At 65.9% G+C, this 23,361-nt stretch carries 20 protein-coding genes; 9 read left to right on the top strand and 11 right to left on the bottom strand.

Annotated features, from left to right (window positions below):
- Positions 1 to 5: 5 nt before the first annotated feature.
- The 7 genes from LDO86_RS05885 to glyA all read right to left on the bottom strand — a co-directional run bounded on the left by LDO86_RS05885 (position 6) and on the right by glyA (position 6,517).
- Positions 6 to 839: an exodeoxyribonuclease III gene (locus tag LDO86_RS05885; RefSeq protein ID WP_018770225.1), complete on the bottom strand. Its 834-nt coding sequence runs from the start codon at positions 837 to 839 to the stop codon at positions 6 to 8.
- Positions 840 to 849: 10 nt separating this feature from the next.
- Positions 850 to 1,413: a hypothetical protein gene (locus LDO86_RS05880; protein ID WP_026265924.1), complete on the bottom strand. Its 564-nt coding sequence runs from the start codon at positions 1,411 to 1,413 to the stop codon at positions 850 to 852.
- A 77-nt stretch (positions 1,414 to 1,490) separates the two neighbouring features.
- Positions 1,491 to 2,336: an ABC transporter permease gene (locus LDO86_RS05875; protein ID WP_224084377.1), complete on the bottom strand. Its 846-nt coding sequence runs from the start codon at positions 2,334 to 2,336 to the stop codon at positions 1,491 to 1,493.
- Positions 2,333 to 3,148 (bottom strand): ABC transporter permease, encoded by an 816-nt coding sequence (locus tag LDO86_RS05870; protein WP_051081396.1) that lies wholly within the window; start codon positions 3,146 to 3,148, stop codon positions 2,333 to 2,335. The genes LDO86_RS05875 and LDO86_RS05870 overlap by 4 nt, the downstream gene beginning before the upstream one ends.
- Positions 3,149 to 3,209: 61 nt before the next feature.
- On the bottom strand, positions 3,210 to 4,151 hold the full coding sequence (locus LDO86_RS05865; protein WP_018770229.1) for an ABC transporter ATP-binding protein: 942 nt from the start codon (positions 4,149 to 4,151) through the stop codon (positions 3,210 to 3,212).
- 161 nt (positions 4,152 to 4,312) lie between these two features.
- A complete protein-coding gene (locus tag LDO86_RS05860; protein ID WP_018770230.1) occupies positions 4,313 to 5,215 on the bottom strand; it encodes a bifunctional methylenetetrahydrofolate dehydrogenase/methenyltetrahydrofolate cyclohydrolase in 903 nt (300 codons plus the stop codon).
- Between the two features lie 3 nt (positions 5,216 to 5,218).
- The gene (gene glyA, locus LDO86_RS05855; RefSeq protein WP_018770231.1) at positions 5,219 to 6,517 is read right to left on the bottom strand and encodes a serine hydroxymethyltransferase; all 1,299 of its coding nucleotides are present in this window, start codon (positions 6,515 to 6,517) and stop codon (positions 5,219 to 5,221) included.
- Positions 6,518 to 6,792: 275 nt separating this feature from the next.
- Here glyA and purU point away from each other — a divergent pair, with 275 nt between their 5' ends.
- Together purU and LDO86_RS05845 are read left to right on the top strand one after the other, a co-directional pair.
- Complete coding sequence (purU, locus tag LDO86_RS05850) at positions 6,793 to 7,653, top strand: formyltetrahydrofolate deformylase (RefSeq protein ID WP_018770232.1); 861 nt, start codon at positions 6,793 to 6,795, stop codon at positions 7,651 to 7,653.
- A 98-nt stretch (positions 7,654 to 7,751) separates the two neighbouring features.
- Entirely contained in the window at positions 7,752 to 8,270 is a 519-nt protein-coding gene (locus LDO86_RS05845) for a gamma carbonic anhydrase family protein (RefSeq protein ID WP_018770233.1), read from the top strand.
- Positions 8,271 to 8,286: 16 nt separating this feature from the next.
- Here the strand turns inward: LDO86_RS05845 and LDO86_RS05840 are convergent, their stop codons facing one another.
- Both LDO86_RS05840 and LDO86_RS05835 read right to left on the bottom strand, forming a co-directional pair.
- The gene (locus LDO86_RS05840; protein WP_018770234.1) at positions 8,287 to 10,023 is read right to left on the bottom strand and encodes an NAD(P)/FAD-dependent oxidoreductase; all 1,737 of its coding nucleotides are present in this window, start codon (positions 10,021 to 10,023) and stop codon (positions 8,287 to 8,289) included.
- Positions 10,020 to 11,534: an amino acid permease gene (locus LDO86_RS05835; RefSeq protein ID WP_043425085.1), complete on the bottom strand. Its 1,515-nt coding sequence runs from the start codon at positions 11,532 to 11,534 to the stop codon at positions 10,020 to 10,022. The genes LDO86_RS05840 and LDO86_RS05835 overlap by 4 nt, the downstream gene beginning before the upstream one ends.
- A 130-nt stretch (positions 11,535 to 11,664) precedes the next feature.
- Between LDO86_RS05835 and LDO86_RS05830 the strand changes: the two genes are divergently transcribed.
- Positions 11,665 to 13,284: a PucR family transcriptional regulator gene (locus tag LDO86_RS05830; RefSeq protein WP_026265926.1), complete on the top strand. Its 1,620-nt coding sequence runs from the start codon at positions 11,665 to 11,667 to the stop codon at positions 13,282 to 13,284.
- Between the two features lie 6 nt (positions 13,285 to 13,290).
- Here the strand turns inward: LDO86_RS05830 and LDO86_RS05825 are convergent, their stop codons facing one another.
- Entirely contained in the window at positions 13,291 to 14,148 is an 858-nt protein-coding gene (locus tag LDO86_RS05825) for a nitrilase-related carbon-nitrogen hydrolase (protein WP_018770237.1), read from the bottom strand.
- A gap of 239 nt (positions 14,149 to 14,387) precedes the next feature.
- Between LDO86_RS05825 and LDO86_RS05820 the strand changes: the two genes are divergently transcribed.
- From LDO86_RS05820 to LDO86_RS05805, 4 genes are all read left to right on the top strand, one after another.
- Positions 14,388 to 15,578, top strand: coding sequence for an ROK family transcriptional regulator (locus LDO86_RS05820; RefSeq protein ID WP_018770238.1), 1,191 nt, complete (start codon positions 14,388 to 14,390; stop codon positions 15,576 to 15,578).
- Between the two features lie 131 nt (positions 15,579 to 15,709).
- Positions 15,710 to 17,272, top strand: a complete 1,563-nt coding sequence (gene mmsA, locus LDO86_RS05815) for a multiple monosaccharide ABC transporter ATP-binding protein (RefSeq protein ID WP_018770239.1) — start codon at positions 15,710 to 15,712, stop codon at positions 17,270 to 17,272.
- 44 nt (positions 17,273 to 17,316) lie between these two features.
- A complete protein-coding gene (mmsB, locus tag LDO86_RS05810) occupies positions 17,317 to 18,603 on the top strand; it encodes a multiple monosaccharide ABC transporter permease (protein WP_018770240.1) in 1,287 nt (428 codons plus the stop codon).
- A 46-nt stretch (positions 18,604 to 18,649) separates the two neighbouring features.
- Entirely contained in the window at positions 18,650 to 19,744 is a 1,095-nt protein-coding gene (locus tag LDO86_RS05805) for a sugar-binding protein (protein WP_026265927.1), read from the top strand.
- Between the two features lie 172 nt (positions 19,745 to 19,916).
- Here the strand turns inward: LDO86_RS05805 and LDO86_RS05800 are convergent, their stop codons facing one another.
- Positions 19,917 to 20,951 carry an AAA family ATPase gene (locus LDO86_RS05800; RefSeq protein WP_018770242.1) on the bottom strand — a complete coding sequence of 345 codons (1,035 nt, stop codon included), beginning with the start codon at positions 20,949 to 20,951 and terminating at the stop codon, positions 19,917 to 19,919.
- A gap of 145 nt (positions 20,952 to 21,096) precedes the next feature.
- Between LDO86_RS05800 and LDO86_RS05795 the strand changes: the two genes are divergently transcribed.
- Positions 21,097 to 22,557 carry an FtsX-like permease family protein gene (locus tag LDO86_RS05795; protein WP_018770243.1) on the top strand — a complete coding sequence of 487 codons (1,461 nt, stop codon included), beginning with the start codon at positions 21,097 to 21,099 and terminating at the stop codon, positions 22,555 to 22,557.
- Positions 22,558 to 22,559: 2 nt separating this feature from the next.
- On the top strand, positions 22,560 to 23,267 hold the full coding sequence (locus tag LDO86_RS05790; protein WP_018770244.1) for an ABC transporter ATP-binding protein: 708 nt from the start codon (positions 22,560 to 22,562) through the stop codon (positions 23,265 to 23,267).
- Positions 23,268 to 23,361 lie beyond the last annotated feature (94 nt).

The raw sequence follows: 23,361 nt of genomic DNA, 5'->3' as shown, positions 1-23,361 counted from the left end.
CGGGCTTAGAGCTGGTAATCCACTACCAGCGGGGCGTGATCGGAGAAGCGGGTGTCCCAGGAGGCTGCACGGTCCACGACAGCCGAAATGGCGGAGGCCGCCAGTTCGGGGGTGGCCATGTGGTAGTCGATGCGCCAGCCGGTGTCGTTGTCGAATGCCTTGCCGCGCCAGGACCACCATGTGTAGGGCCCGTCGACATCCCCGGCCAGGGTCCGGTGGACGTCATGCCAGCCGATCTCCTCACCGAAGAACCGGTCGAAGTAGGCACGTTCCTCCGGCAGGTGCCCGGCCTTCTTGAGGTTGCCCTTGGAGTTCCTGATGTCACGGGGGGTGTGCGCCACGTTGAGGTCGCCCACCACCAGGGCGTGGTCGCTGTGCTTGGTCAGTTCCGGCAGGCGGGTGGTCATGACGTCCAGGAAGCGGAACTTGTCATCCTGCTTGGGCGTCCCCACTTCACCGGAATGCACATAGGCGCTGGCAACCGTGAGCTGCACGGGGTTCCCTGCGGCGTCGGGGACGCGGAAGTCGGCTTCAACCCAGCGCCCGGCGGTGGCGAAGTAGTCGTCACCGATGCCGTTCCTGGTGGCCAGGGGCTCCTGGCGGGAGGCAATGGCGACGCCGGCACGGCCTTTTGCTTCCGCTTCCGCGTGCAGGATATGCCAGTCCTCCCCCAGCAGTTGCCGGACGACGGCGTCAGGGGCTCGGACCTCCTGCAGGCAGAGGATGTCCACTTCCCGCGGCTCAAGCCAGGCCGCCATTCCGTTCTTGTAGGCAGCCCGGAGGCCGTTTACGTTGACGGATGCGATGCGAAGGTGGTCCTTGTTCAATGCCGAGCTCACCCGCTCCACTCTAGTCGATGATGGTTCCGGTCACCGGCTCCCCGCTGCCGCCGGAGGACTTGATCATGTCCCGGGCGTTGGTGGCTGTGATTTCGATGGTTTCAAGGGCGCGGTTGATCGTGTCCTGGTTGGCGGCGGCGCCCTTGGCCCGCTCCTCCTCCACCACGCGGACCTGCACCTGGACGATCTTGAAGGAATGGTCCAGCTTCAGGTCGCGCACCTCGTCTGCCTCGGAACGTTCGTAGACCACCCGGGTGCCGCCGTGGTCGGCGGAGGTGCGGGCCGGTACGCGGCCGGTGACGGTGTTGAAGGCGCTCTGGGCTTCGGACAGCTTTGCGCCCGCTTTCCTGGCGGCCCGCTGGATGCTGAAGACCACAAACGCAGCCAGTGCCAGCCAGAAGGCGGCGATGATGGCGACAACCCAGCCCACCACGTCGTTCTGGTTTGCGGCGAAGATCACGGCCACAATGAACGCCGTCACCAGGACCATCAGGCCCGGCCCGCTGATCCGGAACATGGAAAAACCGCCCCGGGCGGGTTTGGAAGATGACGAGGAGCTGCCCAATGTTCGCATGCAGCCATTGTCTCAAACGGCGGACTGTGCTCCCGCCGCCTTCCACCCCCGGCGAACAGGGCAGCTCGCCGGGCAGGCTATTTCAGGAACAAACTCCGCAGGCGCAGCGTGGTCAGCAGCATCCCGACGGCGGTCATCACCAGGTAGTAGCCAACATGCAGTGGCGTGGCAGCCGTAAAAGTGCCCACACTGATCTGCCGCAGCAGTTCCACCCCGTGCCAGAGCGGCATGGTCTGGATGAACCACTGGATGGGCTGTGGGTAGACGCTGAGCGGGTAGAACGTGGCGCTGAACAGGAACATGGGCAGCAGGATGAAGTTGATCCAGTCCATCTGCTGGAAGGTCTTGAGGAAGCTGGTGATGCCCATGCCCAGGCTGGCGAACCCAAAGGCGATCAGCACCGAGGCGGGGATCATCAGCAGTGCCCAGGGCGTGGTGATCAGTCCCATGATGCCCATGACCGCAGTGAAGCCGGTGGCGTAGAGCATCCCCCGCAGCAGGGCCAGGAAGATCTCGCCATGCGCCACGTCCAGCGGGCCCAGGGACGTATACAGCATGCCCTGGTAGAGCTTGGCGAAGTTCATCTTGAAGAAGACGTTCCAGGTGGAGTCATAGACGGCGCCGTTCATCGCGGAGACGGCCAGCAGTGCCGGTGCGATGTAGGCCGCATAGCTGATGGTGGTTCCGTTGGGTCCCTGGACGCTGCCAACGATGGCGCCCAGTCCCACCCCCATGGAAAGGAGGAACAGCACCGGCTCAAAGAACCCGGACAGCATCACCAGCCAGTTGGTGCTCCGTGTGGCCATCAGCCCACGGGCAATGACTGCCCTGGCATTGCCTGAATAAAGAGGCCCGAAAGTGCGGCTGCGGGCTTGCTCCGCGGCGCTCCGGGAGGCGCCGGCGGGACCGGAAAATGTGCTCACTGGCCCATCCTCAGGGCAAACCGGCGCCGCGTCAGGACCCAGCCGGTGACTGCCAACCCCGCCAGGACGGCCGCATGGAGCACGCTGAGGATCGCCGGTTCGCGGTATCCGAAGCTGAGCACCCGGCCCAGTTCGGTGCCATGCCAGATGGGCGAAATCCAGCCCACCCAGCGGACCGCCAACGGCAGGTTGTCCAGCGGGAAGAACGTCCCGGAGAACAGGAAGAGCGGCATCACGATGAACCGCATCACCAGTGCGAACTGCCCCTTGTCTTCGGTGATCGATGCGGAATATGCCATCAGCGGCAGCCCGAAGGCCAGCCCTGTCAGGGTGGCCACCAGTATCCCGGCCCAGCCCCAGCCCGACGGCGAGGCACCGAACAGTGCCACGGCCGCGAAGTAGATGGCCGACTGCAGCACCAGGCGCAGCGTCACGGCCATGACCTGCCCGGCGGCGATCTGCTGCGGCGTCAGCGGCGACGCGTGCGGGCCGTAGTAGACCCGGCGCCATTTGAACCCTGCCATGACGGGAAAAGTGAACTCGTTGGCTGCCGTCATCACGGCGGCGGACACCAGCAGCGCCGGGGCGATAAAGGCGAGGTAGGACACGCCGCCAAAGGTCGCGTTGCCGGTATCCACCAGGGTGGCCAGTCCCACCCCCATGGCGAAGAGGTACGCCACCGGTTGGCCCACGCTGTACATCAGGATGGACCAGCTGTAACCCTTCATCACCCGGAGCACCTGCTCGGCATAGTAGAAGGAGCCCCAGCGCCGCGCCCTTGCCGCCGAAACCGCCGGCGCATGCGCGCGCAGGCCGCCCGGCTGCGCGGCCCCTGCCTGCCCTCCGGTCGGCTGCCGCCCGGACGCCTGCCTATCAGTCAATGAGGCTCCTGCCGGTGAGCCGAAGGAACACATCCTCCAGCGACGACCGCCGGACCAGCGATGTCAGCGGCCTCAGGCCGCGGGCCGACACCTGCTCAAGGGCTGACTCGCCGTCGTGCGCGTACATCAGCACCCGGTCCGGCAGCACCTCAAGCCGTTCCCCGATGCCTTCCAGCCGCGACGCGATTGCGGCGTTCCGCTCGGAACCAAACCGCAGTTCCACCACCTCCCGGGTGGAATGCCCGCGGATCAGCTGCGCGGGCGAGCCCTCGGCCATGATCCGGCCCTTGTCCACCACGATCAGCCGGTCGCAGAGCTGCTCGGCCTCATCCATGTAATGGGTGGTGAGGATCAGCGTGACGCCCTGCTCCTTGAGCCGGAACAGGCGGTCCCACAGGATGTGCCGGGCCTGGGGATCCAGGCCCGTGGTGGGCTCGTCCAGCAGCAGGATCTGCGGCTCGTTGATCAGGGAACGGGCGATGGTCAGGCGGCGTTTCATGCCGCCGGAGAGCGCGTCCACCTTGGATCTCGCTTTGTCCGTCAGCTGTGCGAACTCCAGCAGTTCATCGGCCTTGGGCCTGAGGTAGCTCATGGGCAGGCCGAAGTAGCGGCCGTAGACCAGGAGGTTGTCGCGGACGCGGAGTTCCTCGTCCAGGTTGTCCTGCTGCGGAACCACGCCCAGGTGGGCGCGTACCTCGGGTCCGTGCGTGTCCGGGTCCAGGCCCATGATGGTGAGCCGGCCGGCGGACCGGCGGGTCACGCCGCCGATCATCTTCATGGTGGTGGATTTGCCCGCCCCGTTGGGCCCCAGGAGGCCGAAGGACTCCCCCGCTTGCACGGTGAACGAGATGCCGTCCACGGCGGCCACGTCGCCGTAGGTCTTGGTCAGGTTTTCGGCGGAGATGACGGTGCCGGACGGCGGGCCCCCGGTCATCGTGCCGGAGGGGGTAAGGGCGTGGTTGTGCACCTGTGCAGACTAGTGGAGGCGCGGCGCAGGTGGAAGTGTGCTTGCAGTTACGTTGAAACGGACGACGGCGGCACGGCGCCTTCCCTGCGGAAGGTACCGTGCCGCCGTCGTGCGCTTAGTGCCGGGGACTAGTGCGCGTTGGCTGCCGCGCGTTCGGCGGCCTCCACCACGTTGGTCATCAGCAGCGCCACGGTCATGGGACCGACGCCCCCGGGGTTCGGCGAAATCCAGCCGGCCACATCGGCGGCGGCGGGATCGATGTCGCCGTAGACGCGGCTCTTGCCGGTGTCCGGATCGGTCTCGCGGGTAACGCCGACATCCAGCACCGCTGCGCCCGGCTTTACGTCCGCGGCCTTGACGATGTGCTTCACACCGGCCGCGCCCACGATGACGTCCGCCTGCCGCAGCAGTTCTGACAGGTTCCTGGTCCCGGTATGGGTCAGGGTCACGGTGGCGTTCACCTCGCGCCGCGTGAGCAGCAGGCCGATTGAGCGGCCGATCGTGACGCCGCGCCCCACCACCACAACGTGCTTGCCTGCCAGGCTGTATCCGTTGCGCTCCAGGAGCTCGATGACCCCGCGGGGGGTGCACGGCAGCGGCGTGGTGATCTTGTTGTTGACGTTCAGCACCAGCCGGCCAAGGTTGGTGGGGTGCAGGCCGTCGGCATCCTTGGCGGGATCGATGCGCTCCAGGATGGCGTCCGTGTCCAGGTGCTTGGGCAGCGGCAACTGCACAATGTAGCCGTGGCAGGCCGGGTCCGCATTGAGTTCGTCAATGAGGGCCTCCACCTGTTCCTGCGTGGCATCGGCCGGAAGCTCACGCTGGATGGAGTTCATCCCGATCTGCTCGGACTGCTTGTGCTTCATGGACACGTACAGCTGCGAGGCGGGGTCCGCTCCCACCAGCACAGTGGCGATGCCGGGCGTGACGCCCTTGGCCTTGAGTGCGGCCACGCGTTCGGTCAGCTCGGCCTTGATGGCGGCGGCGGTAGCCTTGCCGTCAAGGATCTGCGCGGTTGTGGTTTCAGCCATCGGTTACCACTGCTCGTGCTGCGGGTAGAGCGGGAAGTCGGCTGCCAGCTTGTCCACGCGGGCCTGCAGGGCCTCGACGTCGGTGCTGGTGCCTGCCTTGAGGGCGGTGGCGATGATCTCGGCCACCTCGGTGAATTCGGCGGCACCGAAGCCGCGGGTGGCCAGGGCCGGGGTGCCGATGCGCAGGCCGGAGGTGACCATCGGCGGGCGGGGGTCGAACGGCACGGCGTTGCGGTTGACGGTGATGCCCACCGAGTGCAGCAGGTCTTCTGCCTGCTGGCCGTCCAGCTGCGAGTTGCGAAGGTCCACGAGCACCAAGTGGACGTCCGTGCCGCCGGTGAGGACGGAGACGCCGGCCTCTGACACGTCGGCCTGGTTCAGGCGGTCGGCGATGATCCGGGCGCCTTCAAGGACGCGCTCCTGGCGCTCCTTGAATTCCTGCGTGCCGGCAATCTTGAAGGCCACGGCCTTGGCGGCGATGACGTGCATCAGCGGCCCGCCCTGCTGGCCCGGGAAGACGCTGGAGTTCAGCTTCTTGGCCCACTGCTCCTTGGCGAGGATCACGCCCGAGCGCGGACCGGCCAGGGTCTTGTGCACGGTGGAGGTGACGACGTCGGAGTGCGGCACCGGGCTCGGGTGCAGTCCGGCGGCAACCAGTCCGGCGAAGTGCGCCATGTCGGTCCAGAGCAGCGCGCCAACCTCATCGGCGATGGAGCGGAAGGCAGCGAAGTCCAAGTGGCGCGGGTAGGCGGACCAGCCGGCGATGATGACCTGCGGCTTTTCGGCGATGGCCTGCTCGCGGAGCTTGTCCATGTCGATGCGGAAGGTGTCTTCCTCAACCTGGTAGGCGGCCACCTGGTACAGCTTGCCGGAGAAGTTCAGCTTCATGCCGTGGGTCAGGTGCCCGCCGTGGGCCAGGGAAAGGCCCAGGATCTTGTCGCCCGGGGTGATCATGGCGGAGAGGGCGGCGGCGTTGGCCTGCGCGCCGGAGTGCGGCTGGACGTTGGCGTATTCGGCGCCGAACAGTGCCTTGACCCTGTCGATGGCCAGCTGCTCTGCGATGTCGACGTATTCACAGCCGCCGTAGTAGCGGCGGCCCGGGTAGCCCTCGGCGTACTTGTTGGTGAGGACGGAGCCCTGGGCTTCCATCACGGCGCGGGGCGCAAAGTTTTCGGAGGCAATCATTTCCAGGGTGCCGCGCTGGCGGCCGAGCTCCTGGTCCAGCACTGCTGCAATTTCGGGATCGAGCTCAGCCAACGGCTGGTTGCTCACGGCTGTGGTTGAGGTGGCTGTAGTAGTCACGGAGAACTCCTGGCTAGGGATATGGGCACTGCTTAGGTCAGGCTACCGGGTGGCGCACTTTCGCACCGCGTTGATGACAGGGCGTGAAAGCTCGGCATGGCGCTGCTGCGCTGACCCGGGTGCAGCCCCATTTCCGGCAAAACATGACCCTCGGCCCAGGCGTACGATCCGTGGTCTTCGTGATTGCCGCTCCCTGGTGGTTAGCCACCCAACGCCAGTTGCGACCATCCCAGCCTACCAAAACCGGCGCCCCCGGCGCGGGTAGGCTATTACGCGTGAATGAAGAGCAGCTGAACCAAGCGTACGTTGTAACCCTGTCCTGCCCGGACCGTCCCGGAATCGTCCACGCGGTAGCCGGAGCGCTGCTGGTGGCGGGGTGCAACATCACGGATTCGCAGCAGTACGGCAGCCCTTCAACCGGGAACTTCTTCATGCGCGTTGAGGTGACCACGGCAGCCCCCAAGTCGGAGCTCCGTGCCGCGCTGGAGCCAGTGGCGGAGGCCTTCTCCATGCAGTGGAACCTCAATACTGTTGGCGACAAGGTGCGCACCCTGGTGATGGCCAGCACTTCTGCCCACTGCCTCAACGACCTGCTGTTCCAGCAGCGCTCGGGCACCCTGCCCATTGAGATTCCCGCCATTGTGTCCAACCACCAGGATCTCGCCGGGCTGGCCGAGTTCTACGGCATCCCCTTCCACTACATCCCGGTGACCAAGGACGCCAAGGTGCAGGCGGAGGACAAACTTCGCGCCATCATCGCGGAGCACGATATCGAGTTGACCGTGCTGGCCCGCTACATGCAGATCCTCTCCGATGAACTCTGCACCGAGCTGACCGGCAAGGCCATCAACATCCACCACTCGTTCCTGCCCTCCTTCAAGGGCGCCAAGCCGTACCACCAGGCACATGCCCGCGGCGTGAAGCTGATCGGTGCCACGGCTCACTATGTGACGGCCGCCCTGGATGAGGGGCCCATCATCGAACAGGAAGTCATCCGGGTGGACCACGCCCGCACCCCTGAGCAGTTCGTGCAGATGGGCCGCGACGTGGAGGGGCGCACGCTGGTCCAGGCCGTGCAGTGGCACGCCGAGCACCGCGTGCTCCTGGACGGCAACCGAACAGTGGTCTTCAACTGACGCGGTCTTCAACTAGGTAGCAGTAGATGCCGTTTTGGGGCCTCAAAACGGCATCTACTGCTACTCAGTTGGGTGCAGGGGTGGCTTAGGGTGAAGCCATGGCTCCTCTGTACCCTTTCGCCGGAAATTCCCCGGCTGTCCATGACTCAGCGTTCGTAGCCCCGTCGGCCTCGATCATCGGCAACGCCAGCCTGGGACCGGATTCCAGTGCCTTCTACGGCGTCTCCGTCCGCGCCGACACCGCGGCCATCACCGTGGGTGCCGGCAGCAACCTGCAGGACAACGTGGTGCTGCACGCCGACCCCGGCTTCCCCTGCACGGTGGGCGAACGGGTCAGCGTGGGGCACGCCGCCGTCGTCCATGGCTGCACGGTGGAGGACGACTGCCTGATCGGCATGGGCGCCACCGTCCTCAACGGCGCCGTGATCGGCGCCGGCTCGCTGGTGGCGGCCGGCGCCGTCGTGCTTGAAGGAACGGTGGTTCCGCCCCGGTCGCTGGTGGCGGGCGTGCCCGCCAAGGTGCGCCGCGAACTCACGGATGAAGAGTTCGACGGCGTCCGCGCCAATGCGGCGCGCTACGTGGAACTCGCGGCGAAACACCGCGAGCTCCACGCCTGACCCAGTCCGGCCTGCATCAGTCCAGGCTGATGGGCCCGAACTCGTCCAGCAGGTCGCCCGGGCCGGGGTTGCCCGGCGCGGAGGACCCGCCCAGGTGCTTCACCACGCCCCACACCGCGTTCAGCCCCGTGGTGACGGCGCCTTCCGCCCAGCCGGCGGTGAAGGAGACGTCGTCGCCGGCCAGGAAGATGCCGCGCTGGGACTCCGGCAGTTTGTCCTGCTTGAAGTGGGCGAACAGCCTCTGCTGGTAGCGGTAGTGGCCGGGGAGGTTGGCTTTGAAGGCACCCATGAAGTTGGGGTCCGCCTCCCAGGACACGGTGATGGGCTGGCCCACGATGTGCCCTGCGATGTCCACTCCGGGGTAGATCTGTTCGAGCGAGTGCAGCATCAGTTCCACGCGTTCGTCGGCGTCAAGGGCCAGCCACTTCAGCGCGTCGTCGTTCCAGGTGTAGGAGAGCAGGATGACGGCGGGCTGGTCCGGGCCGTTGTCCAGCAGGTAGGTGGCGCGGTTCAGCCTGTCGGTCAGCGTCATGGACAGGACCTCGTTGCCGGTGTCCGGGTCGATGTCCTTCCAGAACGGCCGGTCCACCATGACGAACGTCTTGGAGGACTGCATGTAGTGCGAGCGCTCCATCGCGGTCCACAGCTCGGCCGGGAACAAGGCCTCCTCCGTGTGGATCCGGGTGGACAGCAGCCAGGACTGGCAGGTGGTCACCACCGCCGGGTAGCTGGCCTCGCGGCCCCAGCGTTCACGGATCCGCAGGTTCCCGTCCGGGTCGCGGCTGATCCTTCCCACGGCACCGCGGGGCGATCCGGAGTGCAGCGAGGAAAGGGAGGTGCCGGCGGGCCAGTGCACCATGTCCGACGGCGCGTGCTGCCAGAGTGCCTCGGGCAGGCGCTGTGCTCCCCCGCGGATCAGCCGGTGCTGGTCGTCCGCGTCGGTGTAGACCACGCGAAGGATTTCAAGTATGGAGTTGGGGAAGTCGGTGTCCCAGCCGCCGGTGCCGAACCCCACCTGGCCAAAGGCCTCCCGGTGGGCGAAGCCTGCCTTCTTGAAGGACTCGCTGGCTGCGATGAAGCCGTAGAAGGTCTGCTCGTCCATGAGCGGCAGCAGTTCGTTCCAGAGGTCCTTGATGCGGGCCATGTCCCGGGCCCGGATGGCGTCCTGCATTTCGACGAACTTGGCGCCGTCATTGACCGCGGCCTTCCAGGCGTCGGCCACCTCGCGGAAGAACGGCGGAAGGTCGCCCGGCTTCTCCGCATAGTGCTTCTTGCCGGCCAGCTCGATCACGGTGCTGGACGTGGCCTCGGCGAGGGGGTTTGGGAACTCCTGGGTCTCCAGGCCCAGCAGGTCCACGTAATGGTAGAAGGCCTTGCCCGATACCGGGAAGCGCATCCCGCCCAGGTCCGCCACCACTCCGGGCGCTGCGGGGAAGGCGGCGGTGCGGAGCCGCCCGCCGATCTGGTCCGCTTCATAGACCACGGGCCGCAGTCCCAGTTTCATCAGTTCATAGGCGGTCACCAAGCCGGAGAGGCCGGCGCCGATGACGGCAACTTCCGTGCCGTAAAGCTCCGGCGGGACGGAACCCAGGCCATCGGGGTGGGCCAGGTAGTGGTCGTAGCTGAACGGAAAGTCGGGGTTCAGCATGGTGATGGGGGCCGCGTTTCCGGCGATGCCCCGTCCGGCGGCGTCTGCGGGAGCCGCTGAGGTGCTGGAGGGGTCGAAGGCCGGCAGTTCGGTTGCGGTTGTCATGATAGTTCTGCTTTCACAGGTTCCTGGCGTGGGGCCTTGGCGGTCAGTTCACGGTAGTCGAGCTCACTGAGAGCCGCTACCTTCGAGTTCCGGCGTCCATAGCCGAAGTAGATGGCGATCCCCACCAGCATCCAGGCACCAAAGACAACCCAGGTATCGGCTCCAAGGTTGGCCATCAGGTAGGCGCACATCAGCGTGCCCAGCACGGGAGTCAAGGGATACAGCGGCACCCGGAAGCTTCGCTTGAGGTCCGGCCGGTTGCGCCGCAGGTAGATGACGGCGACATTGACCAGCGCGAAGGCGAACAGGGTTCCGATGCTGGTGGCATCGGCGAGGGCGCCGAGCGGGACCAGGCCCGCGGTGAGTGCGACGGCGGTGCCGACAATCAGGGTTCCCGCGGCCGGGGTGCCGGTCCGGGCGGAGACGCGTCCAAAGACCTCGGGCACCAGGCCGTCCCGGGACATCGAGAGCAGGATGCGGGTTTGGCCATACAGGACCGTGAGCACGATGCTGGCGATCGCAAGGACAGCGCCGACCGAAAAGACCAAGGCGATCCACGGCTGGTTGGTGGTCTCCTCCAGGATCTGGACCAGGGCGGCTTCGGTGCCGTCGAACCAGCCCCAGGGCCGGGCACCGATGGCGGCGACGGCCACGAGGACGTAGATGCTGGTGACGATCACCATGGACAGCAGGATGGCGCGGGGAAGATCGCGTTTGGGGTTCCTGGCCTCTTCGCCCGCAGTGGATGCCGCGTCGAAACCGATGTAGGAAAAGAACACCCGGGAAGCGGCCGCGGACACACCTGCGGCACCCATGGGAAGGAGCGGTTCGAAGTTGCCGGCGTTGAAGGCAGTAAAGGCAACAGCGCAGAAGAACAGCAGGATGCCGATCTTGATGATGACGACGGCGGTGTTGATCCAGGCGCTTTCACGGGCGCCGCGGACCAGCAGGACCATGGCCAGCACCACGATGGCCACCGCTGGGATGTTCACCAGTCCGCCGTCCCCGGGCGGCTGCGACATGGCATCGGGCAGCACCTGGCCGAACGCTGCCAGCGCCTCGTTGACGTACTGCCCTGCCCCCACAGCTACGGCAGCGACGGAGACGGCGTATTCAAGGACAAGGCACCACCCGCAGATCCAGGCCATTCCCTCGCCCATGGTGGCGTAGGAGTAGGAGTAGCTGGAGCCCGCGACGGGGACCAGGCCTGCCATTTCGGCGTAGGACACCGCGGAGAGCAGCGCGGCCAGGCCGGCGATGACGAAAGAGATCCAGATGGCCGGGCCTGCCAACGGAACCGACTCGCCAAGGATCACCAGGATGCCGGTCCCCAGGGTGGCGCCCACGCTGATCATGGTCAGGTGGAGGATGCCGAAACTGCGAACCAGTCCAGTGCCGTCCTGGCCTGTTCCGGCCTCGCTTACCATCTGGCCGATCGGTTTACGGCGCAGCAGCTGTGTCCGGAGGCTGGGCCGCACGCCGCTTGGCACAAGAGTTTGTTCGGTGGTCACAGGCACAGTCACCGTTGACGTCCCTTCAGAGTAGTTGTCGGTTTCCCCTTCCCAAGGTTGGCATGTGAGCCAACTCTCAGCGCGGTGCAAAATGACTTATAGTGATCCATCATGAGACTTAATGCACATGATGTCGGCTGAGCCGGCCACGTCAGGACGGCTGAGCTTCGTCACCCTCCAGCAGTTCCTCGACCAGCTGCCGCCGCTGTTGACAGTGCTTCACGACGGCGGCAGCGGCGGCCGGCTGCTGCGGTGGGTTGAGCCCAGTGAGCTGGAGGACCCCACGCCCTACCTTCCGGAGGGGGAATTCCTGCTCACCGCCGGCCTCCCCTTCCTTGGTGACGGGGGATCACCCGCCAGCGTGGACGCCTATGTCCGCCGGCTGGTGGAGGCCAAGGTGGCGGCCCTGGGCTTCGGGATCAGGCCGTACTTCGACGCCGTCCCGGAGGTGGTCCTCGACGCGTGCCGGCGGCACAACCTCACCTTGTTCGAGGTGCCCGAGTCGCTTCCCTTCGCGGCGATCGGCCTGCAGTTTTCCCAGCTCCTGGAAACCGACAACGCCAGGGTCTTCCGGCAGCTGGCAGAGACCAACCGGCAGCTCATGCGCGCCGTCCTCTCCCCCAAACCGGAGCACGAACTGCTGGCTGCGCTGGTCCAGCGCGTGCCCGTGTGGGCCGTGATGGTGGGAGCGGACGGCCGGGTCCGGGCCCGGGGCACCAGCGCCGGCGGCAGCACCGCCGTCGAACTTTCCCTGCTGGAACCCATGCTGGAACGGCTGCTGTCCGGCCGTGGCCCCCGGGTGGAAATGGACGGCTTTGACCAGCCCGGCTCGGCGCTGGTGGTGGGCCATCCGCTGCGGAGCACCAGGGACGCCAACCTCGGTGCCCTGATCCTGGGCTCGGACGATCCGCTGACCCCCGCCCAGAACAACGTGGTCCAGTCCGCCGTCGGACTGCTGGAGCTGCTGGTCCGGCAGCGAACCAGTGGCTCGCTCGCCCCCAGCCAGCTGGCCACCGCCGTCCTGCTGCACCCCGAGAGCCTCACCACCGGCGGGAGCAAGCACGTCAACGGGCTCAAGGACCTGCTGGCGCAGAGCCTGTCTTCCACCCGGTCCGCGCCCATCCGCGTGCTTCAAGGCGTCAAGGTGGATGCCCCGGAGTGGCCGGCGGGAGACAGCCCCGTCAGGGAACTGCTGCAGTGGCGGCGCATGTTCGACACCAAGCTGGTGGAGATCACCGACTACGGGTTCGCCGCGCTGACCCGGCTCAAGGTGGACGACGCGCTGCTTGCCGACGTCGAGAGGCTCGGCTGGCGCCTGGTGATCGGCGAACCCACCGAGCTGACCAGCCTTCCCGCCGCGTACCAACGGGCCACGTCCCTGCGCAGCCGGGTCCAGCGAAGTGGACAGAGCCTGCGGGCCGACGAGGTGTCCTGGTCGGTCACGGGCCTGCTGGGCCGTGAGGCCGGAACCTTGCTGGCCGAGCGGCTCCTGCATCCTGTCCTGGCGCTCGAACCGGACCGGCGCGATCCGCTGCTGGCCGTCCTGCGTGGCTGGCTTGGCGAAAACGGCAGCTGGGATGGTTCCGCCAAGCTGCTGGGGCTGCACCGCAACAGCGTGCGGCGGCAGATCGGCGTCATTGCCGACCTGCTGGGGATGGACCTCAACCAGGCGCAGGTGCGGGCTGAGCTCTGGATTGCGCTGCAGTACACCGAAGGGCTGACCGGCGGGGCGGCGGGAAACGGCGCCTGAAGGCGGTCATCCGCCCTGCTGGCCTGCTTCCCGCGCCAGGCCGGCCTCCCACTCCCGGTAAAGCTCCGGCCGGCGTTCCCGCAGGTACGGCACCTCGTCCCTGGCTGCGCGCACCGCATCAGGGCCTATCTCCGCGAAAAGCACTGCAGGGGTGTCCGCTGCTTCGGCGAGGAGCCTGCCGTCGGGTCCCGCCACCACGCTTCCGCCGCCGAAAGTGTAGGCGTCCTCGACCCCACAGTGGTTGGCATAGGCAACATGAAGTTGGCTTTCCAGCGCCCGCGCCCGGATGAGTACCCGGGGCACGGCGTCGTAACCGGCCGACAGGGCAGTGGGGACCAGGAGCAGTTCCGCGCCGCGGGCCGCCGCTGCCCGGGCGGCCTCGGGGAACTCGATGTCGTAGCAGATCAGCAGGGAGGTGCGGACACCCTCGAAATCCACGACGGCGGGAGGTTGCGCGGCTGCCACGAACGCCTTGCGTTCCTCATTGCCGAACAGATGCACCTTGGCATACCTGAGGAGTTCGGTGCCCGTGGCATCAACCAGGGTCGCTGTAATGTGCCACGCGGGGCTGCCGGCGACCCCAGCGCCCGCACCGTCCCCAGCCGCTTCGGCGGGCAGGCTGTAGACAAGGGCAATCCTGTTACGGCGGGCGATATCAGCCAGCCGTTCGCGGATAGCGGGAAGGGTTGCCGGGTCCAGGTCGCCGCGCACCCGCAGCGGGGCGTAGCCCACGGGGAAAAGCTCCGGCGTCAGGAGCAGGTGGGCACCGGCACGGGCAGCCCGGGTGGCGGCGTCGTCGATGGTCCGAAGATTGGCCTCGACGTCCAGGACCACGGCGTTCGCCTGCAGGACGGACAGCAGCATCGTTACCACCTTCTGTATCCCCGTCCATCTGAAATGGCTGGGCCCGACTGATCTCTCGTTCCAGCCTAACCAGCCGCCAGCGGAGGATTGTGGGTCGTTTGGACCCGGGCGCCCGCGCGCCGGGACGGAATGCACAGAAGCCGCGGAGGGTACTCATGACAGCCGATTTCCCGCATGCCCGTACAGGCCATGCGTTAACTTCTTGACTACAAGAGCAGCGATAGGGCAATCTTCTTAGCATGTCCGCAACCACGCGCTCAACGAGGAGCAAGCCCAAGAATCCAGGGTCCCAGTCCGCCCTGCGGCAACTGAACCAGCAGCGGATTATTGAGGCACTCATGGGCGGCCCGTCCACGCAGGCGGAGCTCGCCCGGCAGACGGGGCTCTCCACCGCCACCGTCTCGAACATCGTCAAAATCATGCTTGACTCCGGCCTGGCATCCACAGAGCCGATAACCAGTTCAGGGCGCCGGGCGCTGAATGTGCGACTGAACAGCAACGGCGCCGTGGCGGTCGGCATCGACTTCGGCCGGCGGCACCTGCGGGTGGTCCTGGCCTCGCTCAGCTACCACGTCATCGCTGAAGAATCAGTGCTGCTCCCGCTGGGCCACCAGGCGGATGAGGGCATCCATGCAGCGGTGGAACTACTGGAGAAACTACTCCGGGAAAGCGGGGTGGAACGCACCTCCGTGGTGGGCGCCGGCGTCGGTATTCCGGGCCCCATTGACCGGCGGACCGGGACCGTAGCCCAAGGGGCCATCCTTCCCGAATGGGTGGGCATCAACATCCTTCAGCACCTGGAGGAAACGTTGAGAATCCCCGTGTTCGTTGACAACGACGCCAATCTGGGCGCATGGTCCGAGGTGACCTGGGGGCAGCACTCCGGCGTCAGCAACCTGATGTTCCTGAAGATCGGTTCCGGCATCGGCGCCGGCTTGATCCTCAACGGTTCGCCTTACTACGGCAACGTTGGAATCACCGGCGAAATAGGCCATGCCACCATCCACGAACAGGGCCTGGTGTGCCGCTGCGGCAACCGCGGATGCCTCGAAACCATAGCATCCACCACCACTATGATTGAGCTCCTCAGCCGGGGCGAGGACCGGCCGTTGACGCCGGCGGATATTGTCCGCAAGGCCCTGAACAGGGACTCCGCCACCCTGCGTGTGGTGGACGACGCGGGACTGGCGGTGGGCCGGGCACTGGGCAATGTTGCAAACCTGATAAACCCCGAGGTGATCGTGGTGGGCGGGCCGCTGGCAGGCCTGGGGGACATCCTCCTGGACCCAATCAGGAGGGGGCTGATCCGGCATGCGGTGCCGGTCATCGGGGAGACCACCACCCTCACCATGTCCTCCCTGGGCGACCGGGCAGAGGCCCTCGGCGCGGCCGCCCTGGTCTTCCAGCACGCCGGAATCCGCAAGCCGTAGACCACATCGTTACCCAGCAATTGCGTTAAAGACTTGACGACAACAGCTGTGATCCAGTTTACTTTTGGTTCAGACGGCCCTGCGCTTTGCCGGCCGGACAAAGAAGTCATTGCATTGGAGGGTTAGGGTTCATGACGTCCCAGACCACGCATACGGATCCGATCATTCTCGAGATGCGGTCCATCACCAAGGAATTCCCCGGCGTTAAAGCCTTGTCGAACGTGAGCCTCCGGGTTAAGGCCGGCGAGATCCACGCCATCTGCGGCGAAAACGGCGCCGGCAAGTCCACCCTCATGAAGGTCCTGTCCGGCGTTTACCCGTACGGAAGCTACGACGGCGACATCGTCTACCAGGGGCAGGTTCAGCACTTCCGGGACATCAGGGCCAGCGAACACGCCGGCATCGTGATCATCCACCAGGAACTCGCGCTGATCCCCGAGCTGTCCATCATGGAAAACATCTTTCTGGGCAACGAACCCACCAAGCGCGGGGTGATCGACTGGGCTGAAGCCCGGCTGCGGTCCCTGGACCTCCTGGCGCGCGTGGGCCTGCGTGATGACCCCGACACCCCCATCAAGGAAATCGGCGTCGGCAAGCAGCAGCTGGTGGAGATCGCCAAGGCCCTGAACAAGTCCGTGAAGATCCTTATCCTGGACGAGCCGACAGCCGCCCTGAACGAGTCGGACTCACAGCACCTGCTGGACCTGATGCTGGGCCTGAAGGCCAAGGGCATTACCTCAATCATCATTTCCCACAAGCTCAACGAGATCGAGCAGATCGCCGACTCCATCACCATCATCCGTGACGGCCAGTCCATCGAGACCCTTGACGTCAAGGCAGACGGGGTTGACGAGGACCGGATCATCAAGGGCATGGTGGGACGCACCCTCGAGTCCCGGTTCCCGGAGCACACGCCCAAGATTGGGGAAGTGTTTTTCGAGGTCAAGGACTGGACCGTGGGCCACCCGGCCATCCAGGACCGCCTCGTCTGCAAGGGATCCAGCTTCTTTGTCCGCCGGGGCGAAATCGTCGGGTTTGCCGGCCTCATGGGCGCAGGGCGGACCGAACTGGCACGCTCCGTCTTCGGCCGGTCCTACGGCAGGTTCATCAGCGGCCACATCTACAAGGACGGCCGCGAGGTCACCCTCAAGAACGTCCGGCAGGCCATCGATGCCGGGCTGGGCTACGTCACCGAGGACCGGAAGTCCCTGGGCCTGAACCTGCTCGACGACATCAAGACCACCACGGTTGCGGCCAACCTGAGAAAGATCAGCCACAACTACGTGGTGGACCCCAACCAGGAGTTCACGGTTGCTGAGCAGTACCGCAAGTCGCTGCGCACCAAGACGCCGTCCGTGGAGGAAGGCGTGGCCAAGCTTTCCGGCGGCAACCAGCAGAAGGTGGTGCTCGCCAAGTGGATGTTCACCGACCCCGACCTGTTGATCCTGGACGAGCCCACCCGCGGCATCGACGTCGGGGCCAAGTACGAGATTTACGGCATCATCCAGCAGCTGGCCAACCAGGGCAAAGGGGTCATCGTCATCTCCTCGGAGCTCCCCGAACTCCTGGGACTGTCTGACCGCATCTACACGATCTTCGAAGGCGCCATCACGGGCGTCCTGAACAAGGACGAGGCCACTCAGGAAAGCCTGATGAAACTGATGACCTCCGCCGCGCCCCGAAAAGCCGCCTGACCCACTGGCCATTCCAGAACCTTCCGGACACAAGGACTGACACCATGAACGCCCTCAAAAAGCTGTTTGGCGGAAACACCCGCCAATTCGGCATGATCTTCGCCCTGGTGGCCTTGATCATCTTCTTCCAGATCGCCACCAGCGGCCGGACCCTCACCCCCGGCAACGTCATCAACCTCTTCAACGGCAACTCCTACATCCTCATCCTGGCCATCGGCATGGTGCTGGTGATCATTGCAGGACACATCGACCTGTCCGTCGGCTCTGTCGCGGCCTTCGTCGGCGTCACCGTGGCCCTTGCCATCCGTGACTGGGGCATCCCCTGGTACGCAGGGGTCCTGCTGGGTCTGCTGCTGGGCGCGGTGATCGGCGCCTGGCAAGGCTGGTGGACGGCGTACGTCGGAATCCCGGCGTTCATCGTGACGCTGGCCGGCATGCTCCTGTTCCGTGGTTTCAACCAGTTCGTTGGCAAATCCAACACCATCCCGGTCCCCGCCGATTTCCAATACCTTGGCTCCGGCTACCTCCCCGAGGTGGGGCCCAACTTGGGCTACAACAACCTGACCCTGCTGCTTGGCCTTGCCGCCGCCGTCTTCGTGGTTGTCAGCGAGCTGCGGTCCCGCTCCAGGGCCAATGCCCTCGGTGCCGAAGTTCCCGAAATGTGGGTTACGGTCCTGAAGCTGGTCCTCGTCTGCGCCGCCATCCTGTACGCCACGTACCTGTTCGCCACGGGCCGCCCTGGTACTTCCTTCCCCATCCCCGGCCTCATCCTGGCCGTCCTTGTCCTGATCTACGGCTTCATCTCCTCCCGGACGATCATCGGCCGCCACGTCTACGCAGTGGGTGGCAACCGCCATGCGGCAGAGCTGTCCGGCGTCCAGTCCAAGAAGGTCAACTTCCTGGTGATGATGAACATGTCCATCCTGGCCGGCCTGGCCGGCATGATCTTCGTTGGCCGTTCCACTGCATCGGGTCCCTTCGACGGCGTCGGTTGGGAACTTGATGCCATCGCCGCAGTCTTCATCGGCGGCGCGGCCGTTACCGGCGGCGTGGGCACGGTGATTGGGTCCATCATCGGTGGCCTGGTCATGGCCGTCCTGAACAACGGCCTCCAGCTTCTCGGCGTCGGTGCAGACCTGACCCAGATCATCAAGGGCCTGGTGCTCCTGATCGCGGTCGCATTCGATGTTTACAACAAGTCCCAGGGCAAGACGTCGATCATTGGCATGCTGACCAGGAACTTCAACCGCTCCTCCGGCGGCGGCCCCAGCAACCCTCTTCAGCCCGACGAAACCACCTCCACCAAGGAAGCGATCGCCAGGGAAGCCTGAGCTCTGCGACCTGACCTTTTAACACCAAATAGAGAGAGAACCAACAATGCGAATGATTGGTAAAGCAGGAAAGGCCGCGGCAGTCGCTGCCATCGCAGCACTGGCGCTGACGGGTTGTGGACGCTCCGAGTCCGGTGGCGGCTCCAGCGGCAGCGCAGGCGGATTCCCGCAGGACTCGTCCATCGGCGTGGCATTGCCCCAGAAGACCAGTGAAAACTGGGTTCTGGCAGAGAAGCTCTTCAACGACGGCCTCAACGGCGCCGGGTTCAAGGCCGATGTCCAGTTCGCCAACGGCGGCGTTTCGGAGCAGCAGAACCAGATCAGCGCCATGGTCACCAAGGGTGCCAAGGTCATTATCGTGGGCGCCATCGACGGCTCCCAGCTGGGAACCCAGCTTAAGCAGGCCAAGGACAGCGGCGCCACCATCATCGCCTACGACCGCCTGCTGCTGAACACCGAGAACGTCGACTACTACGTGGCCTACGACAACTTCAAGGTCGGTGTCCTCCAGGGCCAGGCCCTGCTCGACGGCATGAAGGCCAAGAAGCCGTCCGGTCCGTACAACATCGAACTGTTTGCCGGTTCCCCTGATGATGCCAACGCCAAGGTGTTCTTCGACGGCGCCATGAGCGTCCTGAAGCCGAAGATCGACGACGGCACCCTCAAGGTCCTGTCCGGCCAGACAGGTTTTGAGCAGGCTGTAACCCAGGGCTGGAAGGCAGAGAACGCCCAGCGCCGTGCCGACACCTTGCTCACGGGCAGCTATGGCAGCGCAACCCTGGATGGCGTGCTCTCCCCCAACGACACCCTGGCCCGCGCCGTCCTGACCTCGGTCAAGGCAGCTGGCAAGCCGATTCCGGTCATTACCGGCCAGGACTCCGAGGTTGAGTCCGTCAAGTCCATCCTGGCGGGCGAGCAGTACTCCACCATCAACAAGGACACCCGCAAGCTCGTTGAGCACGCCATCACCATGGTCAAGGACCTTCAGGCAGGCAAGAAGCCGGAGATCAACGATGACAAGTCCTACAACAACAAGGTCAAGACCGTTCCGGCATACCTGCTGGAGCCGGTCATCGTGACCTCTGCCAACGTCAAGACGGCCTACAAGGACGATCCCGTACTGGGCCCGATCACCAAGTAGCACAGGGCAGAAACAGCCGGTACACCCGGGGGCCGGAAGCCCGGCCCCCGGCTGAACTGCTCCCCGTAAGTTGGACTGAAGATTCAGTTCCGACTTACGGGGAGCAGTTTCGTGTTTAAGGGCAGTCCGCTGTCCGGGGAGCAGCCCGAAGCCGCGGCGCCGGCAGATCCGGTCAGACCAGCCAGCGCCACCAGCGTGGCTGCTTCTGTTCCGGCGTCGGTTCCGGCTCCGGCTCCTCGCCCAAGGCCAGTGCGGCCCCGACGATGTCGTCCGCGGTGAGCGTCATGACGGCCTCACGATCGAGCGCGTCAAGACTTTGTTCCTCGTCGAGCGACAGCCGCAGCGCCTGACGGTTGAGCGCCTGCTCGAACAATGTGCGGGCGAACCGCGCGTTGCCGGAGTCCTCGCCCGCGTGCAGCCCGGTGAAAATGCGGCGCAGCATCTGGTCCGCACCCGGCTCCAGCCTGTACTCGTGCTGGGCCAGCATCCGGTGGAAGATCGTCTGGAGTGCGTCGACGGAGTAGTCGGGGAACGTGATTTCACGGGCGAACCGGGAGCGCAGTCCGGGGTTCGAGAGCAGGAAGGACTCCATCAGCCGCGGGTACCCGGCCACAATCACCACCAGGCGGTGGCGGTGGTCCTCCATCCGCTTGAGCAGGACCTCGATCGCCTCGGGGCCGAAATCCATCCGGCCGTCGTCCGGGGCCAGCGCGTAGGCCTCGTCAATGAACAGGACGCCGTCCAGCGCGCGCCGGATCACCCGGTCTGTCTTGATGGCGGTGGTGCCGACGTACTGCCCCACCAGGCCCGAACGGTCGACCTCGACCAGATGGCCTTTCTGCAGCAGGCCGACCGCGCGGTACATCTCGGCCAGGAGCCGCGCCACGGTGGTCTTGCCCGTGCCCGGGTTTCCGAGGAATACCAGATGCTGTGATGTGGCCACCTCCGGCAGGCCGTGCGCCTTACGGCGGGCCTGGACCTGGAGCAGTGCGACGAGCGCCCGCACCTGTTCCTTCACTGTCTCCAGTCCGACCAGGGCGTCGAGCTCGGCCTGCAGCTCGGACAGCGGCCGCGCCGGCCCGGGCCTCGCAGCCATGAGATCGCCCACCAGGTCGTCGACGCGCTCCGAACCGGGCAGCTTGAGCTGATCGGCCAGACGGCCGATGGTTTCGCGCAGGTCGTCAAGCGGATTGCGGCTGGCAGCCATGCATCCACTGTAGTACCAGCACTCGATTCCCGGCCCTGCCCTTCACAGCCCAGACACAGGTGGGGCCGGATTGCTGCACAGGATGCCCAGCGAGGGTTGATGCGAAGCCGGCCCTCCGCGCCGGCACCTGAGTCATAGGAGTAACGTGAGCGTCCTTGCCCGAAGCGTAGGCAATGCCTTCAGAAACAGGGTCCGCACCGCAGCTGTTGTCGCGGTGCTGGCCGTCGCCATTGGCCTTGCCCTGGCCATGCTGGTAGCCAACCAGGCGGTCGGGGCGAAAGTGCAGGAGCTCAATGCGTCCGTCGGCACCGTCCTGACCGTCAACCCCGCCGGCGGGCAAGGTTTCGAAGGCGGCGGTGAGCCGCTCACCACCAGCCAGGCAGCCACGGCCGCCGGCGTGCCCAACGTCAGTGCCGTCGTCGGGACATCCTCCCTGCGGCTGCGCAATGCCACCGAAGCGGCCGCACAGGCCGCGGCCGGGCAAACGGGACAGACCGGGCAGGCAGGGCCCGGAGGCCAGAACGGGCAGGGCGGCCCCGGCGGCCAGGCGGCAGCCACACTGACCACCAGCCTCACGGCGGCGGTGGACGCAGGCACCCTTGGCAACCGCAACCAGCAGGCCAACGGAAGCACGGGCTCCACCGGAACCACGCAGCAGCCCGTCCGGTCCCTGCCGATCACCGCCATCGGCATTGGCGCCGAAGTCGACACCACCGGCAAGGCACTGAACATCACGCAGGGCTCCGGGCTCGGCGACTACTCGGCAGCATCCACCAGTGCCCTGCTGGGCACCACCCTGGCAGGGAAGAACAACCTCACGGTTGGCTCCACCTTCACCATCAACGACCAGACCTACACGGTCTCGGGATTGTTCGACGCCGGCACCACCTTTGGCAACAACGCTGTGTATGTCACCCTCCCCACCGCCCAGACCCTGGCAGGCACACCGGGTGAACTGTCCAGCATGATCGTCACGGTCAACTCCATGGACAACGTGGCCAGCACCAAGACGGCCCTGCAGACGGCTCTCGGCACGGACAAGGCCGATGTCACCCAGGGCCAGAACCTGCAGACCGCGGTCAGTTCGCTGGACAGCGTCAAGAACATTTCCTTCATCGCCTTCATCGCCGCCCTGGGCACCGCAGGGCTCATCATCCTGCTCATCATGGTGATGCTGGTCCGCGAGCGCCGCAGGGAAATCGGCGTGCTGAAGGCGATCGGCGCGCCCAACCGCACCATCGGCCTGCAGTTCGTCCTCGAGGCACTGGTCCTGGCAGCCCTGGGCAGCGCCGTCGGTGCCGCCATTGCATCGTTCGCCAGCGGCGGCATCGCCTCGGCACTGATCAGCAGCAACACCACCAGAACCACCGCGGCCACGGGCCGCGGCGTCCCGGGCGGGGCCGGTGGTGGCGCGGGCTTCCCGGGCGGCCAGGGCGGACCCTTCGGCGGCGCTTCCCAGCTGTTGAACTCCGTGACCGCCAGCGCCTCACCGGGGGTGATCGCCGGTGGCATCGCTGCTGTGTTCGGTGTCGCCATCATCGGCGCCCTGGTTCCCGCGCTGCTCACCGCGCGCATCCGTCCCATCGAAGTCCTGCGAGGAGAATAGCCATGATAGAAGTCAAGAACCTGGTCCGCACCTTCAACTCCGGTGACCGCACCATCAAACCGGTCAACGACGTCAGCTTCGCCTTGGACCAGGGCACCCTGGCCTCGATCGTGGGCAAGAGCGGCAGCGGCAAGAGCACCCTGTTGTCCCTCCTTGGGGCACTGGACAAGCCCACCAGCGGAGACGTCGTCGTGGACGGCGTCAGCCTGGCGAGCCTGCCGGACAGCAAGCTGACGGAATACCGCCGCCGGGACATCGGATTCGTGTTCCAGCAGTTCAACCTGATCCCCAACCTGTCCGCCGTGGACAACGTCATGCTTCCCATGGAATTTGCCGGGGTGCGCAAGGCCGCCCGGCTGGAGCGCGCCAGGGAATTGCTGGAGCAGGTCCAGCTGGATCCGTCCAAGCACGAACGGCGCATCAACCGGCTTTCCGGCGGCGAACAGCAAAGGGTGGCCATTGCGCGGGCCCTGGCCAACGAACCGAAGCTCATCCTCGCCGATGAGCCCACCGGCAACCTTGACGAACAGACCGGCGACCACATCATCGAACTCCTCAGCTCGCTGAGCCGCGACCACGACACCACCATCCTGGTGGTCACCCACGACCGGGCCCTGGCGAACAAGACGGACCGCCGCTTCCGCCTCCAGCAGGGCAAGCTGACGGAGGAACCGGTCCGCGGCCGGACCGCCGTCGCCGCTTCCGCCTGACCTCAGCCAAGGGGCCAACGGTGGGGGACATCCCGTCCCCCACCGTTGGCCCCTTTATTGCTTGTCCCCGTCGCGGGCACGTCCCCGGTCCTCA

The sequence above is a fragment of the Arthrobacter sp. StoSoilB19 genome, assembly GCF_019977275.1.
In the GTDB taxonomy this organism is placed as follows: Bacteria; Actinomycetota; Actinomycetes; order Actinomycetales; family Micrococcaceae; genus Arthrobacter.
Note: the sequence above shows the minus strand (reverse complement) of the source record. Positions and strands in the feature narration are given on the sequence as shown.

Bases quoted from the DNA above. Each gene is read 5' to 3' on its own strand.
- LDO86_RS05880 (WP_026265924.1), bottom strand. From the start codon at position 1,413: ATGCGAACATTGGGCAGCTCCTCGTCATCTTCCAAACCCGCCCGGGGC.
- LDO86_RS05865 (WP_018770229.1), bottom strand. From the start codon at position 4,151: ATGACCGGGGGCCCGCCGTCCGGCACCGTCATCTCCGCCGAAAACCTG.
- LDO86_RS05860 (WP_018770230.1), bottom strand. From the start codon at position 5,215: ATGGCTGAAACCACAACCGCGCAGATCCTTGACGGCAAGGCTACCGCC.
- LDO86_RS05845 (WP_018770233.1), top strand. From the start codon at position 7,752: ATGGCTCCTCTGTACCCTTTCGCCGGAAATTCCCCGGCTGTCCATGAC.
- LDO86_RS05840 (WP_018770234.1), bottom strand. From the start codon at position 10,023: ATGACAACCGCAACCGAACTGCCGGCCTTCGACCCCTCCAGCACCTCA.
- LDO86_RS05830 (WP_026265926.1), top strand. From the start codon at position 11,665: ATGTCGGCTGAGCCGGCCACGTCAGGACGGCTGAGCTTCGTCACCCTC.
- LDO86_RS05825 (WP_018770237.1), bottom strand. From the start codon at position 14,148: ATGCTGCTGTCCGTCCTGCAGGCGAACGCCGTGGTCCTGGACGTCGAG.
- LDO86_RS05820 (WP_018770238.1), top strand. From the start codon at position 14,388: ATGTCCGCAACCACGCGCTCAACGAGGAGCAAGCCCAAGAATCCAGGG.
- mmsA (WP_018770239.1), top strand. From the start codon at position 15,710: ATGACGTCCCAGACCACGCATACGGATCCGATCATTCTCGAGATGCGG.
- mmsB (WP_018770240.1), top strand. From the start codon at position 17,317: ATGAACGCCCTCAAAAAGCTGTTTGGCGGAAACACCCGCCAATTCGGC.
- LDO86_RS05805 (WP_026265927.1), top strand. From the start codon at position 18,650: ATGCGAATGATTGGTAAAGCAGGAAAGGCCGCGGCAGTCGCTGCCATC.
- LDO86_RS05800 (WP_018770242.1), bottom strand. From the start codon at position 20,951: ATGGCTGCCAGCCGCAATCCGCTTGACGACCTGCGCGAAACCATCGGC.
- LDO86_RS05790 (WP_018770244.1), top strand. From the start codon at position 22,560: ATGATAGAAGTCAAGAACCTGGTCCGCACCTTCAACTCCGGTGACCGC.